The sequence below is a fragment of the Halarcobacter anaerophilus genome (assembly GCF_006459125.1).
Lineage (GTDB): Bacteria > Campylobacterota > Campylobacteria > Campylobacterales > Arcobacteraceae > Halarcobacter > Halarcobacter anaerophilus.
On sequence record NZ_CP041070.1, the window covers coordinates 1,078,676 to 1,094,228 of the forward strand.

11 protein-coding genes and 1 CRISPR repeat array are annotated in these 15,553 nt (G+C 28.2%); all 11 genes read left to right on the forward strand.

The features are described 5' to 3' along the window. The first annotated feature begins 2 nt into the window (after positions 1-2). On the forward strand, positions 3-3,221 hold the full coding sequence (gene cas9 / locus AANAER_RS05305; protein ID WP_129081808.1) for a type II CRISPR RNA-guided endonuclease Cas9: 3,219 nt from the start codon (positions 3-5) through the stop codon (positions 3,219-3,221). Then, complete coding sequence (cas1, locus tag AANAER_RS05310) at positions 3,218-4,183, forward strand: type II CRISPR-associated endonuclease Cas1 (protein WP_129081809.1); 966 nt, start codon at positions 3,218-3,220, stop codon at positions 4,181-4,183. Before cas9 ends, cas1 begins: the two co-directional genes overlap by 4 nt. Next, complete coding sequence (gene cas2 / locus AANAER_RS05315) at positions 4,176-4,517, forward strand: CRISPR-associated endonuclease Cas2 (protein WP_206732540.1); 342 nt, start codon at positions 4,176-4,178, stop codon at positions 4,515-4,517. Before cas1 ends, cas2 begins: the two co-directional genes overlap by 8 nt. A 167-nt stretch (positions 4,518-4,684) precedes the next feature. Beyond that, positions 4,685-5,312: a CRISPR direct-repeat array (repeat unit 36 nt; unit sequence ATTCTAACATATTAAAGCTTGGGGAGGTATAAGAAC). Between the two features lie 373 nt (positions 5,313-5,685). Beyond that, positions 5,686-6,759 (forward strand): DNA alkylation repair protein, encoded by a 1,074-nt coding sequence (locus AANAER_RS05320; RefSeq protein WP_129081810.1) that lies wholly within the window; start codon positions 5,686-5,688, stop codon positions 6,757-6,759. Further along, positions 6,756-7,223 carry a Cys-tRNA(Pro) deacylase gene (gene ybaK, locus AANAER_RS05325; protein ID WP_129081811.1) on the forward strand — a complete coding sequence of 156 codons (468 nt, stop codon included), beginning with the start codon at positions 6,756-6,758 and terminating at the stop codon, positions 7,221-7,223. The genes AANAER_RS05320 and ybaK overlap by 4 nt, the downstream gene beginning before the upstream one ends. An 88-nt stretch (positions 7,224-7,311) precedes the next feature. After that, a complete protein-coding gene (locus AANAER_RS05330) occupies positions 7,312-10,509 on the forward strand; it encodes an NAD-glutamate dehydrogenase domain-containing protein (protein WP_129081812.1) in 3,198 nt (1,065 codons plus the stop codon). 116 nt (positions 10,510-10,625) lie between these two features. Then, the gene (locus AANAER_RS05335) at positions 10,626-10,835 is read left to right on the forward strand and encodes a hypothetical protein (protein WP_044415408.1); all 210 of its coding nucleotides are present in this window, start codon (positions 10,626-10,628) and stop codon (positions 10,833-10,835) included. 197 nt (positions 10,836-11,032) lie between these two features. Continuing rightward, positions 11,033-11,746, forward strand: a complete 714-nt coding sequence (locus AANAER_RS05340) for an ATP-dependent zinc protease family protein (RefSeq protein ID WP_052502539.1) — start codon at positions 11,033-11,035, stop codon at positions 11,744-11,746. After that, complete coding sequence (locus AANAER_RS05345; protein WP_129081813.1) at positions 11,746-13,284, forward strand: inactive transglutaminase family protein; 1,539 nt, start codon at positions 11,746-11,748, stop codon at positions 13,282-13,284. The genes AANAER_RS05340 and AANAER_RS05345 overlap by 1 nt, the downstream gene beginning before the upstream one ends. 4 nt (positions 13,285-13,288) lie before the next feature. Next, positions 13,289-14,239 (forward strand): alpha-L-glutamate ligase-like protein, encoded by a 951-nt coding sequence (locus AANAER_RS05350; protein ID WP_129081814.1) that lies wholly within the window; start codon positions 13,289-13,291, stop codon positions 14,237-14,239. A 2-nt stretch (positions 14,240-14,241) separates the two neighbouring features. Next, a complete protein-coding gene (locus tag AANAER_RS05355) occupies positions 14,242-15,525 on the forward strand; it encodes a SagB family peptide dehydrogenase (RefSeq protein WP_228711143.1) in 1,284 nt (427 codons plus the stop codon). Positions 15,526-15,553: the final 28 nt, after the last annotated feature.

Below are 15,553 nucleotides of genomic sequence, written 5' to 3' on the forward strand. Positions count from 1 at the left end.
TTATGAAATATACTTTAGGGATAGATATTGGTACTTCCTCATTAGGATTAAATGTAAATGAATTGGATAGAAACAATGATTCTAAAAATATATTTTATACAGCTGATTATATATTTGGAGAGCCTGTAATAAACAATAAAGGTAAATATATAACAAAAAACAAAGAAAAAAGTTCAAATCAATTAGAACAAAGACAGCATGAAAGACAAAATCGTAGAAAAAAAGCTATTTATTATTTGGCAAAAGATATAGGTATAAAAGAAGAAGATATTAAGGATATACAATTTAATGAAGATATTTTAGAGATAAGAGCAAAAGCGTACAAAGAAAAAATATCTTTACCTAAATTTTTTGCAGTTATGGTGAATATTAGTAAAAACCGTGGATATAGTGGAAGATTAAAAAAAGAAGATAGAGGCTTAGGAGAGCTTTTTGCTCAAACTAATGAAAAGATACAAGAGTTTAACGCTAAAACTATAGGAGAGCTTAAATTTAAACTTGTAAAAGAGCAAGGTTCTAAAATATTGTCACATGTAAAAAAGAATAATGTAGAGGGTACTTTTTTTAGAAGAGAACAGATTGAAGAGGAGTTTGATCTTATTTTACAAGAACAATTAAAACATTATTCTATTTTAAAAGAAAAAACAAAATACCCATGTAAAAACGATAGTGAACATAATCTAGTTATATACAAAAAACTAAAAGCAATCATTTTTTTTCAAAGACCTATAAAGTGGGATAAAGATAGTATCGGTAATTGCAATATCTATGAAAATGAAAAAGTTGTATCAAGATCGAGTATTTTATTTGAAAAATATAGGGCTTTACAATTATTAAATAATCTTGAGTTCACCGATAATACGAAAATTGATATAAAAGATTTTTCAAAAGGGATAGATTTATTAAATGGCTTTAAAGAAAAAAGTGTCACAAAGTTTTTAAAAGAGTTAGGATATGAGAATAAAACTTTGAAAAATAACGGGAATATAAAAGACGAAAAGATAAAAGGTTTATATACAAATAAAAAATTATTTGATACTTTTGGTGAAGCTTGGGAGAGACTTTCATTAAATCAAAAAGAGAGTGTTATAGATTTTTTAAGTATTTTATCTTCTGGCGATGAGATAGAGCTAGGAGATTTGGAAACTATTTACAATGATTATATAAAGTTTGCACATAAAGATGAAAAGATAAAAGAGTTTTTGGAACTAAATAAGGATAAACTTTCCCCTTTAAGCGAGTTTGATTTACCAAAAGGTAGAGCTACTTATTCTTTAAAAGCATTAAAAAAATTTATTGAATTTTTTGAAAATGGTGTAGTTGAGGGGATAAATGAACCTGACAAAACTTTAAGAGAGATAGAAAAGATTGATGAGCCTAAAAAAACTTTTGAAAATCTAAATATTACAAATCCTATCGTTCAAAGAGCAATTAAAGAAACAATATTTGAAATAGATAAATTGGTTAAAATATATGGTGAACCTTATAAAATAAATATTGAATTTACTAGGGATATAAAAAAATCCCTTAAACAAAGAGGAGAAATAGAAGCCAAAAATAATAAACGATATAGTGATAAACAACTTATTAAAAAAGAGCTTCAAAAATATGCTATAAAGCCAACTAGTAAAAATATTCAAAGATATATTTTATGGCAACAGCAAAAACATCAATGTATTTATACAGAAAAAACAATTGGCTTATCAGAACTCACTCATTATGAGTTAGAGCATATAGTTCCTGAATCAAAGGGTGGTACTAGAGTCATGTATAATCTTGTATTAGCTGATAAAGAGGCAAATAAAGATAAAAACAATAAAACACCATATGAGTATTTTCATGATAAAGAAAATTGGAAATATATTCAAAGCTATATAAATCATTTAGAAAATATTCTAAAAGAGACAAAAGATTTAGAGGTTTTTATTGAAGGGAAAAATAAAATAACACTTGATAAAGAAGAGTTAAAAAAGAAATTGAAACTTTTAAATTCCCAAAAAAGTGCTTTTGAATTGGGTAAAAGTGAATTTGGACAAAGGAGCTATAGCGATACAAGTTATATAGCAAAAGAGGTAACACAACTTCTAAAAGATAAATATCCAAATACAAAAGATATCGTTATTACAAAAGGGGGTATTGTTGCTTATCTTAGAAGCATGTGGGGACTCAATGATATTCTCCCTTTTGTAAGAGATAAAGAAAATAAACCGATATATGATAAAGATAGAAATAAAATATCGTATGAAGACTACCAAAATGCAAAAAAAGAAAATCTATTTGAATTTGATAAAAGATGTGACCATAGACACCATGCAATAGATGCGATAGTAATATCTTTTTGTAGTAGAAGTTTGATAAATAAACTTTCAGCTTTTCATGCAAAATATGGATATCTTCCAAGGAAAAATCCAAAAGAATTTCATAAAGGTGAAAAAGAGCTTTTTGCTGAGGTAAAAAATATATTTGACAAAAATAGTTTTTATACAAAAATTCAAAATATTATGAGTGAGATAGTGGTTTGGCATAAACCAGATAGATATCCAAAAGGTGATTTTTTTGATGAAACAATTTATGGTAAAGATAAAGAGGGATATTTTACAAAAAGAGTTAAAGTAGTTGATTTTTTTGATGGAATTACAAAAGTGGATAAAGCCAAAGAAAAAATTGAAAAATGGGTAGCAAATGAAGAGACAAAAACTGCACTGTTAGAAAACTTTGAAAAGTTTAAAGATGAAAAAAGTGTTAAAGAAATAGTTTTAAATTTGTTTAATTATCAAAGAAAAACTCCTATAAAAAAAATACAAATTAAATTTGGAAAAAGAGCACCACAAAAATTTAATGAGAAACTGGATAAAGAGCTAAAAAATGGTTATGCTGTAAATAGTGGTTATAGTTGTATAAATATTGATAAAAATACTTTTAATTATGAATTAATACCAAATCATAAATTTTTAAAAGTAAAAGATAAAAATATAGTGCAACTATTTGCAAATGATATTATTTTTGATAAAGAATCCAAACAATTTTATAAAATTGTGAGTTTTGCACAAAAAGAGATTATCAAGGCTAAAAATATTACAGAAAGTGATAACTTTGATTCGTTACTGAAACAAGATAAAGGAGGGAGATCATATAAATTTTTTGGAAGTACAAGTTTAAAAAATATTGTTCTAGTAAATTCACAACCTGATATAGAGACGATTAAAGAGAAGTACTTATGAACGAATATATAATTGATATACAAAACCCATGTAAAATAAATATAAAAAATGGAGTGTTGCATATCCATCTTTATAAACAAGATGCTATACAAAAAGTAGCCATTATAGATATTGCTGTTTTAATTATCTCAAACAAAGAAGTTACTATAACTTCTTTGGCTATTGCTGAATTATCAAATAGTAGTGTGATAATCATATTTACAGATAAAAATCTTTTACCTGTATCAATTTGTTCAGGGAAAGTTGTAAATACAAATGGATCATATAGACCATTTCTTCAGGCAAAATATATAGATACAACTTATTCACAAAATTGGCACAAACAATTGATACAATCAAAAGTAACATCACAAGCTTTTATATTAGATATCTTTGCTTGTAAAGACTCATTTAAACTATTAAATTTATCAAAAAAAGTAAAAGAGGCTGATAGTTCAAATATTGAAGCTCAAGCTTCAAGAATATTTTGGAGCAATTTTTTTACAAATTATGAAACTACTACCAAAAGAGTAAAGCAAGGTGCAACTGATATTATTAATATCTCTTTAAATTACGGTTATACAATTATAAGGGCAATGGTAGCAAGAGCAATTTTTTCATATTCCTTACACAGTGGCTTTGGAATTATTCATATAAGAAAGGATAATCCATATAATTTAGTAGAAGATTTTATAGAGCCTTTTCGATTTATTTGTGAACAAACTATTTTTAGAATATTTGATAAAAAAGATACAAAAAATCTAATATTTGATAAATATATTAAACAAGAGATCATCAATACAGTTTTAAATGCTACTGTCAAGATACAAGATAAGGATTACAGAATATTAAGTGCTATAGATAAAGTAATCGTATCATTTTGTCAAAGTTTAGAAACTCCAAATAAGAAACTACTTCTACCATTTATATCTGATAATAGACAAAAACAAAGTGAAAATATAGAACAAAAGATATATGTCTAATATAAAAAAGAACAGCTTTAGAATTATGTGGATAATAGCAGCTTTTGACTTGCCAACTGATACTCCAAAAGAGAGAAAAGCATATCGCGAGTTTAGAAAAAAACTACTTGAAAACGGTTTTAATATGTTTCAGTTTTCTATTTATTTAAAACATGTACCTACTTTTGCCAAAGCTAAAGCTGTCACTAAAAAAATAGAAAAAGATATACCTAAAGATGGAAGTGTAGTATTTTTTTATCTTACAGATAAACAATTTGGTATGACAGATAATTTTATAGGTGAAAAAAAGTCAAATGATGAATTGCCTCAACATACGCAACTTCTAATGTTTTAGAAAACTCCCATTTAGGGAGTTTTAGTTTACGGCGTTGTCTCGCCTATTTCTTATAAATCTTCCCCAAGATTTAATGTGTTAAGTAATAAAAGTTTAACAAAAATAAGAACTTTTGTCAAGCTTTTTTTCTTATGAAAGCCTTATTTAAGGGCTATATTGCGAGCTTTATTCTAACATATTAAAGCTTGGGGAGGTATAAGAACTTTCTACATCATATGTATTAAATTTAAAATATTCTAACATATTAAAGCTTGGGGAGGTATAAGAACAAAATAGAGCGTTGGGAAGAAGATGGTGTAATTCTAACATATTAAAGCTTGGGGAGGTATAAGAACCTATCTCCTAACTCAATCGCTAAGTAATCTATTCTAACATATTAAAGCTTGGGGAGGTATAAGAACCTTGTAGGCTTAGGATACTCCATACCTAAATTCTAACATATTAAAGCTTGGGGAGGTATAAGAACAAATACCCTTTTTGTATAAAATTTTACATAATTCTAACATATTAAAGCTTGGGGAGGTATAAGAACTTGGTACGTTGTGCTTACCTCAATAAACTCATTCTAACATATTAAAGCTTGGGGAGGTATAAGAACCGGTACTGTTCTACATAAATTAATGTTTTAATTCTAACACATTAAAGCTTGGGGAGGTATAAGAACTATTTTCCCGAGAAGTTGACATCGCTTCAGATTCTAACACATTAAAGCTTGGGGAGGTATAAGAACAACATTTTGTATTTAGATAATCCATTGCTATTCTAACACATTAAAGCTTGGGGAGGTATAAGAACTATCCCCATCTTCTATCTTGTAAACTTTAAATTCTAACACATTAAAGCTTGGAAGAGTTGCTATATGATATCGATAAAAAATAAGTAAATTATTAGATCTCCTTGATAGAATATTAAGAGATTAGAAAAAAATAAAATAAGGTTATATGAACTATTAGAACTTTTTAAGTATAAGAAATAAATATGTTTATAAATGATAAAACAATAGATATAACGGTATTGAAGAGTTATATTTTTATAAATGGAAAAAAAGAATTATAAGACGTGGAATCAATATATTTAAATGAAAATAAAACAATTAATTTGAAATTTCAAGAGAGTGAACAAAAAGCTTTTTATAGTTTTTAAAGTAAAATAACAAAAAAGTAAAAATATGGCAGAACAACTAAAAAATGTATATACAAAACAATATCTTGAAGATTTGGCTTTAAAGATTAAAAATGAATTTAAAGAGTTTAATGAAAAAGCTTTTTGCAAAGCTGTTTTAGATGATATTTGGCAAACTTTAGAGTTAAAACAGAGAATGAGACATATTGCTTTATGTTTAGATAAATTTTTACCTTTTTCTTATAAAGAGCAATTAGATATTTTAAAAACAGTTTCAAAAGATTTTAGCGGTTTTGAGGCTATGTTTTTTCAAGATTTTGTTGAGGTTTTTGGGCTTGATGATTTTGAAAATTCCATAAAAGCTTTAGAAGTTTTTACTCTTGATTCCTCTTCCGAGTTTGCGATACGGCAATTTATTTTAAAATATGAAGATAAAACAATGGCTCAAATGAAACTTTGGGCAAAAAGTGAAAATGAACATTTAAGAAGGCTCTCCTGTGAAGGGTGCCGACCAAGACTTCCTTGGGCTGTTTCTTTGCCAAGATTTAAACAAAACCCTATAAAAATTTTAGAGATAATTGAAGTTCTTAAAAATGATTCTTCAAAGTATGTGCAAAAATCTGTAGCTAATAATCTAAATGATATCTCAAAAGATAATCCGCATTTTGTAATAGAGTTTGTAAAAAATAATTTGGGGAAAACAAAAAGTTTAGATTGGATTTGTAGACATGGCAGCAGAACACTTTTGAAAAAAGCAGATAAAGAGATTTTAGGATTGTTTGGTTATTTTGACTCCTCTTTTATAGATATTATAAATTTCAAGTGTGACAAAGAAGTAAAGATGCAAGAGGATTTAAATTTCTCTTTCGATATTATTAGTTCTAAAAATATCGGTAATATAAGAGTAGAGTATGCTATTTATTATAAAAAAGCCAATAGTAAACACAATAAAAAACTCTTTATGATAATGCAAAACGAGATAAAAACAAAACATAAAACTTTTTTAAAAAAACAGAGTTTCAGAGATATGACGACAAGAAAACATTATAAAGGTGAACATTTTATCTCAATTATTATAAACGGTGAAGAAAAAATTAAAAAGGAGTTTACTCTTTCATGACACCTGCAATTAATTTACTAAAAAAAAATAAAACAAAATTTGAAATACATAAATATGACCATGACCCTTTGAATACGGATTTTGGAAAGGAAGCAGTTACAAAGTTGGATTTAGATGCAGATCAAGTTTATAAAACCTTATTAGTGGAACTTACACCTAAAGAGTTGGTTGTTTGTGTTGTTCCCGTATCTAAAATGCTAAGTCTAAAAGAGGTTGCATCTGCTTTTAAAGCTAAAAAAGCAGTAATGGCAGACAAAGAAGAGGCTCAAAAAGTAACAGGTTATCTTTTAGGAGGAATTTCTCCTTTAGGTCAAAAAAAGAGGTTAAAAACTCTAATTGACAGCATGGCTTTTAACTTTAAGACAATCTTTATAAGCGGCGGGAAAAGAGGACTTGACCTAGAACTTTCTCCTAGTAGTTTAAAAGAGTTATTAAATGCAAAAGAGGGCAATATTAGCGTTTAATATAAATTATCCCTTTGTATATTATTTTAACAATTTTTTAATCTTTTCAGTGTAGTATTGTTATAAATAAAAGTTTAAAGGATTTTTTATGGGAACTACTTCTGATATGAATGCAATTTGTTCTCAACTTTTGACTCCTGAAGATTTAAATATTTCAGAAGAGTTATTTAATGAAGTTGTTGAGAATACAATTGTTACAAACATAGCAAATAGTCAAGATACGAAATGTATCAAAATTTATTCGACATACCAGTTGTTCTTATCCTCAATAACACCGATTCTTCATGATATCGGTTTTATGATTATTGATGAAGTAACTTACAATATTAGCAAGAGTTCCAAACTTATTTATGTATCAAGATTTAATCTGAGAATCAACGATAAAGATGATTTAAAAAAGATTGAACATGCAAGAAGAAATCTTGAATTGATTATTACAAGATGTTTAAAAGACCCTTCAATAAAACACTCAAAAGTCTTTTCTCTTGTTTGCAATCAAAATTTTGATTTTAGAAAGTTGATGCTTGTAAAAGCTTTTATTGAGTATTTAGATCAATCCGTACTTACGATAAATAGCGTTAGTGTTTTAAATACTTTGACTTCCCACCATGAAATAACTGATTTATTTGTAGATTATTTTTGTGTTAAATTTGATCCAAGAGTAAAAAAAAGAGAAGAAAAATTAAAAGCAATAATTGAAGATATAGAAGAAAAAATTAAAGAGATTCCCCAAATTATGGATGATAGAATTTTAAAATTAACTTTCTCTTTACTTCAATCTCTGCTTAGAACAAACTATTATCTAAATAAAGAGACAATAGCTTTGAAAATAGATACGAAAAATTTCGGTATAAATTTAAAAGGACTTCAGCCGAATTTGGAAAATTTCATTTTTCATCCGGACTTTTACGGAGTTCACTTAAGAATGAGCAATATTAGCCGAGGTGGACTAAGATGGAGTGACAGACATGAAGATTATAGACAAGAGATAAAATCTTTAATGATAACCCAAGAGGGGAAAAACTCAATTATTATTCCAGATGGTTCAAAAGGCGGATTTGTAATAAATAAAGATAATTCTCAAATTACAAAAGAGTATTTTCAAGAGATTTACTCTATGTATATAAATGCAAATCTTGATTTAGTAGATAATATGGTTGATTCAGAAGTAGTAAGAGATGAAAAAATCATAGCATATGATGAAGATGATCCGTATTTTGTTGTTGCAGCGGATAAAGGAACAGCCTCTATGAGTGATGTTGCAAATGAGATTGCAATCAGCAGAAATTATTGGTTAGGTGATGCTTTTGCCAGTGGAGGAAGCAACGGCTACGGGCATAAAGATTTAGGAATAACAGCCCGCGGTGCAATAATGTCAACAAAAAGATTCTTTATAGAAAAAGGCATAGATATTTACAAAGATACTATTTCCGTAATGGGAATAGGTTCTATGAGCGGAGATGTTTTTGGAAACGGACTGATTGAAACAGACAGATTTGAACTTCTTGGGGCTATCGGACATAAAGAGATTTTTGTAGATCCAAATCCTGATTTACAAGAGAGTTTTAAAGAGAGAAAAAGACTTTTTAACTCTAAAAACGGCGGATGGAGTAATTACGATAAATCAAAAATATCAAAAGGCGGTGGAGTCTTTTTACGAAGCGATAAAGAGATTGAACTCTCACCTGAAATGAAAAAATTGCTTAATACCAAACGAAAATTTGTATCAGGTGAAGAACTTTGTGTTTTACTTCTTAAAATGAATGTAGATTTGCTTTTTAACGGAGGTGTAGGAACTTATGTTAAAGCAAGTGACGAAAATTCTATAGATATAGGAGATAAACAAAACGAAGCAGTTAGAATTGATGCAACGGATTTAAAAGCAAAAATCGTATCTGAAGGAGGAAATCTAGGTTTTACCCAAAGAGCGAGAATAGAGTATGCTTTAGGCGGAGGTCGAATAAATATTGACGGAATCGATAATGCCGGCGGAGTTGATACTTCCGACCATGAAGTAAATCTGAAAATACTTCTTAACACGGTTAGTTCACATGAAGATCTTTGCTCCGAAGAGAGACAAAATACTTTACGTTCTATGACGGATCAAGTCGTAAATTTAGTTTTAGAAAGTAATTATAATCAATCTTTGGCAATCTCTTTGGATGAATTTTTCTCTAAAAAACATTTAAACAGTTTTATCAGGGCTATAGAAGTGCTGGAAAAAAATGTTGACGCTTTTAACAGAGCCTCTTTTTTTATTCCAAAAAATGAAAATATACAAGAAGTAGTTGATATAAACGATTCAATAGTAAGACCTGTTTTATGCTCTTTATTATCTTATTCTAAAATTTTTATTAAAAAAATACTTCTTGATTCAAAACTTATTGATGAACAATTTGCTTTGCCGTATCTTTACAGATATTTCCCAAAATCATTTATAAGTGCATATGAAAGGGATATTTTAAATCATCCTTTAAAAAGAGAGATAATAGCTACAAAAATAGCAGATGTTATAATCAATTCTCAAGGCTGTACTTTTATCAGTGATTATGAAAGATTGGGAAAAGAGAGATTTTTATTGAAAATCCAATCTTATTTAGTAGCTAAAAGATTATTCGGTTCAAAAGGAATACGATATAAAATTGCTTCTCAAGATTATATTATGAGTACGGAAAAACAGTATGAATTGATTAATAAACTTGAATATATTTTATCTGCAAGTACAAGATGGATGGTAAAATATTTGAAAAAAAATCAATTAGATGCAGCTCATATTTTAGATCATAAAGATGAACTATTCTCACTTTTAGAACAAGTGCATAATCAAAAAATAGAAGTCTTGATTGAAGGTGATGATAGATTTAATCTTTTCTTCTCTGTAATCGATTATCTAAGATTTGCTATTCCTGCAATTGTAATTAAAAGTAATACAAACCATCAATTTAAAGATGTTGTCGTAATATTCTACTCATTGATTCATGAGTTTAATATATTGGATATTATTGTTGCATTAAATAAAATAAAAGTTGTTACATCAAATGATTTGGTTCTTAGAAATCAAGTTTTACAGTTCATAGAGTTTATTGTTGTTCATTATACAAAGAAAATTTTAGATTTTCAAAGAGTAAATGAAGAAGCAGACGTAGCTTTTGCAAACTTTATTAATAATGAAAAATCAACATTTTATAAAGTAAGAGATACTTTGGATCTGTTTATGACAAAAGAGAATAAAGATATCAAAGAGATTGCAATAACCGTTAATCAAATGATGGTCTCTTTATTATAAAAGAGTAAAATGACGTTATAAGAAAAAGTTAATCAAATATTAAAAAATATTATAACTTTAACTTATGACTATTATTTTAAGTTCTAATTAGATAAAGTTCTTAAAAAGGAGATAACATGACAAGTAATATGGACGATGAATTATCTTTAGAAAAAATTGACGACTATAATGGAAAAGAGCCAAAAGAAAAAAGAAAAATTGTTTGGCTGGTTATAATATTTTGTTTAATAATTGGAGCGGTATTTGCTATTATAAAATCAACAAATCAGTTTGATGATTATATAGGAACAGAAGAATCTCCAGGTATTGTTACAACAAAAAATTAGCATTTATAAATAGTGCCGAATTTCCTTATTCGGCACATTTTAAATGATAAAAAAATATTATAATATCTTTTTACCTAAGATTTTTTTTACAGTTTATGAACATATACTTTAATAAAGTTTTAGGTTAAATTACTATAATCTTATCCGTAAAAAACCTTTTTCACTTACAAAATTATATACTTAAAAGGTCTTAATTAATGAGATATATTTTTATACAGCTATTGTTATTTTCTCTGTTTCTAACAGGATGTGTTAGAAATAACGAGGTGCAAATAAATTCTCCTAAAGTTTCAGCTGAAACGCCTGAAAAGAAGGAATCTTCTATCAAAACTGATATTATTGAAAAAAAAGATGAAATTTTAAAAGATAATAAAGAAGAAAAAACAGAAGAAAACAAGAGTGTCGAAGAAAAAAAAGTCGAACCCAAAGTTATTATAAAAGAGAAGACTAAGATTGTGGTTGTGGAAAAACCTATCAGCAGCGATTCTAAAATTATAGTAGGTTCAAACGAATATGTATATGTTCCCTCTTTAAAACTTACATATAAAGCTAAAATTGATACCGGAGCTACAACAACATCAATTCATGCTTTAGATATTAAAGAGTTTGAACGAGACGGCAAAAAATGGGTTAAATTTAAGTTAGACGATACAAAAGGCGGCTTAATAGAAAAATCACTTCCAGTTGAAAGAGTCGTAAATATAAAACGGCATAAAGAAGATAGTCAAAAAAGATATGTTGTTAAAATGCGAATAAATCTTGGAAAAACAAGTGAAGTCGTTGAAGTCTCTTTAACGGATAGAAGCCAGTTTAACTTTCCTGTTTTAATAGGAAAAAATTATTTAAACGGCTATGTTATTGTTGATGTTTCTAAAAAATATTTAACAAAACCTAAGAAAACAGATAAATAATGCAGTCAATATATAAAATATTAATTTTCTCTTTTCTTCTGATTGTCGCAGCTTTCTCTTTAATGTGGTACAAAATAGTCTATTTGGGCTTTCCACTGCTTCAAGACAAAACAGAAAATATTTGGAATATTCAAGCAAAAATTACATTTAACAGTAAATATAAACAAAGCGGAGTAGTATCTTTAACTCTACCTTCCAAACAAAACGGATTTTTGATTATAAATGAAGAATCAAGTTCTCCAAACTACGGTTATAGTGTACAAAACGTAAATGATGTTAGAAAAGGTGTTTGGTCAAAAAGAGAACTTCAAAGAGGTTCTCAGGTTTTATACTACTCAATAGATATTATAAAAGATAGATATTCAAAAGTCGATCCTCAAAAAGAGTTTGAACAAATTATCTACCAAGAAGATGTTTCTACTCCGATTATGGTTGCGGGAAAATCGATATTAAACAGTATTTATGAAAAGAGTGCAAATGCCACTACTTTTACCTCTTTATTAATAGATGAATTTAATCAAAAAGATCCTTCTCAATCAACAAAATTAATCAGAAACAATTTTATGAAAAATGATATTCAAAAAAGAGACACTCTTCTAAAAATGGTTGATTATATGGGATATAAAGTAAGAACGGTCGGAGCTTTATATTTAGAAGATAGAAAAAGAAATGTCGATTTAGTTCCTATGCTGGAAGTTTTTGACAAAGGCAAATGGCAGCTTTTTGATATAAACAAAGGAAGAATTTCAAACAATTCGCATATCTTTATCTGGCAAAGAGGTTCTCAGTTTTTACTAGAAGCAGAAGGTGTTTCAAACTCAAATGTTAAATTTTCAATTACAAAAAATATTGTTCCTGCAAGAAATGCAGCGTTAGTAAAAGATGTAAAAAATCAGAGTGCTTTACTGGACTTTTCTTTATTCATTTTGCCAAATGAGACGCAAAATACTTTTAAATTTTTATTATTGATTCCTCTTGGTGCTTTAGTCGTAGTTTTTATGAGAGTTTTCGTGGGAATAAAAACCTCAGGAACTTTTATGCCTATACTGTTATCTATGGCATTTATAGAAACAGAACTGCTTCCCGGGATAGTTATGTTTATAGTTGTTGTAACTATGGGATTGGTAGTTAGGTCATATCTTTCTTATTTAAACCTTTTGCTTGTTGCTAGGATATCTTCTGTTTTAATTGTAGTTCTTGCTATTATGGCTTTTGTTGCAATTATGTCCGAAAAACTAAATTTAGAGTATGCCACAAGTATTACTTTTTTCCCTATTATTATTCTTTCTTGGACAATTGAAAGAATGTCTATTATTTGGGAAGAAGACGGAGCGAAAGAGGTTTTCCAGCAAGGAACGGGCTCTTTGATTGTTTCGGTGCTTGCATATTTTGCAATGACAAACCAGACTCTTAGTTTTATAACTTTTAACTTTCCTGAAGTTTTATTGGCAGTTTTAGGATTAACTATTCTTTTGGGAAGATACAGCGGTTATAGATTAAGTGAATTATATAGATTTAAAACAATGGTAAAAGAGTAGGCGAATGTTATTTGCAAATCCTTTTTCTTTAAGAAAATTAGGTATTCTGGGTATGAATAACAGAAATATCAATTTTATAGGAAAATATAATGAAAGAAAAAATTATCCTTTAGTTGATAATAAACTTCAAACTAAACATCTAGCACAAGAACACAATTTGGCAGTTCCCGAGCTTTTGGGCTTTATTGAATATCAAGTTGAAGTAAACTCTTTTGAAAAATATATAAAAGACGAAAAAAGTTTTGTAATAAAACCTGCAAAAGGAAGCGGCGGAAAAGGTATTTTAGTAATCTTAGATTCTAAAAACGGGAAATATATAAAACCAAGCGGGGAAGAGTTAGATAAAACAGATATTAGAAGACATATCTCAAATATTTTAAGCGGTCTTTACTCTCTTGGAGGTAAAAACGATATTGCCGTTTTTGAGAAAGTAGTAAATTTTGATGATAGATTTGACGGTTTTAGTTTTGAAGGTGTTCCTGATGTAAGAGTAGTTGTTTATAGAGGTTATCCTTCTTTGGCTATGATGAGACTTTCAACTTCCGAAAGTGACGGGAAAGCAAATCTTCATCAAGGTGCTGTCGGAGTGGGAATTGATATTTGTACGGGAAAAGCTTTAAGTGCAGTACAATTTAATCGACCGGTAAAATATCATCCTGATACCAATAAAGAGTTGAAAACATTGGAAGTTCCTTATTGGGATGATATTTTATATCTGTGTTCTCAATGTTATGAAATGACGAATATGGGGTATTTAGGTGCAGATATTGTTATAGACAAACAAAGAGGACCTTTGATTTTAGAGTTAAATGCAAGACCGGGATTGGCAATACAAATCGCAAATGATTTAGGTGCCTTGACAAGATTTAAACAAATTGATAAGGTTTATGGAAAACATAAAACTATACAAGAGAGAATAGATTTTTCAAAAAGCAACTTTTGCAGTAAAGGATAAACTTGTCAGATTTTGATTCATTTTTTGATTATCATATGAAAACAAAACACTCATATTACTCAGTAAGGAGTTCTCCCAACAGACTTGATTGGGACAATCAACCAAGTGCTTTTAAATCTTATCCTGAAAAATTTGCAAAAATCAAACTGGATATGGAAAAAGAAAATCATAGTTTTATCTTTTTTACTGCCGGAATTACTGCAAAAAAAACTTATCCGGGAGTTGAATATTATCTAAGGGTAAATCCCAGTGCAGGAGCACTTTATCCAAATGAAATCTATTTTCAAAGCAGAAACAATGAAGGGATAGAAGACGGCATTTACCATTTTGATATACAAAGTTCCAGAATAACTTTTTTAAAACGAATTACAGATGAAGGAATAGAACCTTTTTTTAATCTAAAAGAGAAGCAAAACGGTTTTATATTTTTAATCTCTTCAATCTATTATAGAAGCTCTTGGAAGTATAAAAACAGAGCTTTTAGATACTGTTTACTTGATGCAGGACATCTTTTAGGAACTATTGAAGCCTCTTGTTATATTCATGAAAAAGAGTATGATATAATTTATGATTTTGATAAACAAGCTTTAAATGAAGCTTTTAATTTTGATAATCAAGAGTTCTTCACAAGTGCAGTTTTTATAACAAAAAAAACAGATAAAAAAGTAACAAAAGCCGAGCTTAATTTGCCTCTTGTAGATGGTTCTTTATATTTTGAAAAAAATGAAATGATAGAAAAAGCCTATATAGACTCTTTAAAAGTGCAAAATCCTCAAAAACAGATTTTTAAACCTAATTTTAATTTTAATAAAAGTTTTTTTAAAGAGATTATTTTAAAAAGACGTTCTATAAGAGAGTTTACAAAACAAAGTATCAGTAAAATTGAGTTTGAATCAATAATGCAAGCAGTAAATAATCTTGTTACCTCAAATTGTGATGAAGAGTTAAATCTTTATTGCGTTATTAACCGAGTTCAAGGTATGAAATTAGGATTGATAAAAAACGGTGTGTTTATAAAAGAAGCAGATTTTGCAAGTAAAGCAGGATATCTTTGCTTAGAACAGAATTTGGGAAAAGATTCAGCCGTTACTTTTTTTATAACTTCAAATTCAAAAAATTATCAGGCAATGTATCAAAAAGCAGGTCTTTTAGGACATAGGTTATATCTTGCTTCAAACTATTTAGGAATAGGCTGTAGCGGAATCGGCGCTTATTATGATGATGAAGTTTGTGAATTTATAGGAGAGTATACGCAAGTTTTATATGCCCTTGCAATAGGAAAATAAAGAAAAAAAGTGTAAAATTATTTATATA

Bases quoted from the DNA above. Each gene is read 5' to 3' on its own strand.
- cas9 (WP_129081808.1), top strand. From the start codon at position 3: ATGAAATATACTTTAGGGATAGATATTGGTACTTCCTCATTAGGATTA.
- cas1 (WP_129081809.1), top strand. From the start codon at position 3,218: ATGAACGAATATATAATTGATATACAAAACCCATGTAAAATAAATATA.
- cas2 (WP_206732540.1), top strand. From the start codon at position 4,176: ATGTCTAATATAAAAAAGAACAGCTTTAGAATTATGTGGATAATAGCA.
- AANAER_RS05320 (WP_129081810.1), top strand. From the start codon at position 5,686: ATGGCAGAACAACTAAAAAATGTATATACAAAACAATATCTTGAAGAT.
- ybaK (WP_129081811.1), top strand. From the start codon at position 6,756: ATGACACCTGCAATTAATTTACTAAAAAAAAATAAAACAAAATTTGAA.
- AANAER_RS05330 (WP_129081812.1), top strand. From the start codon at position 7,312: ATGGGAACTACTTCTGATATGAATGCAATTTGTTCTCAACTTTTGACT.
- AANAER_RS05335 (WP_044415408.1), top strand. From the start codon at position 10,626: ATGACAAGTAATATGGACGATGAATTATCTTTAGAAAAAATTGACGAC.
- AANAER_RS05340 (WP_052502539.1), top strand. From the start codon at position 11,033: ATGAGATATATTTTTATACAGCTATTGTTATTTTCTCTGTTTCTAACA.
- AANAER_RS05345 (WP_129081813.1), top strand. From the start codon at position 11,746: ATGCAGTCAATATATAAAATATTAATTTTCTCTTTTCTTCTGATTGTC.
- AANAER_RS05350 (WP_129081814.1), top strand. From the start codon at position 13,289: ATGTTATTTGCAAATCCTTTTTCTTTAAGAAAATTAGGTATTCTGGGT.